This window comes from Shewanella sp. CAL98-MNA-CIBAN-0140, from assembly GCF_040309905.1.
GTDB lineage: Bacteria > Pseudomonadota > Gammaproteobacteria > Enterobacterales > Shewanellaceae > Shewanella > Shewanella psychromarinicola.
In genome coordinates, this window is record NZ_JBEOPI010000165.1 from 1 (window position 1) to 272 (window position 272).

The 272-nt window shown below is 49.6% G+C and carries 1 protein-coding gene; it reads right to left on the bottom strand.

Annotation, left to right across the window (positions count from 1 at the left end):
* Positions 1-258, bottom strand: a 258-nt coding sequence (locus AAEY93_RS20610) for an AAA family ATPase (RefSeq protein WP_351079531.1), incomplete at its 3' end; no start/stop codon positions are given.
* Between the last annotated feature and the right edge of the window lie 14 nt (positions 259-272).

The following is a 272-nucleotide window of genomic DNA, read 5'->3' on the forward strand; positions in this document are numbered from 1 at the left end:
GTCATCAAGGTTGTCATCCCCAATCATGCGTTCGACGTGCTGACGGCTGATAGACTGAGGTGGGTTGAGGCCAAAAGCATGCATGGTCAACGCACTTGAGCTGTCCAAGCTGTGTTGTTTATCCAGCGTGTCATCTTGCAAAAACGGCTTCATAAATCCGGCTTTGATACCGTTATAGTCAAAGGCGCGAATCAGACCAAGCGCGGCTGACGTCACCCCGATACCGCGACTGATAGGAACAAGTAAAATGGTTTGCATAGTGTATCCTACTG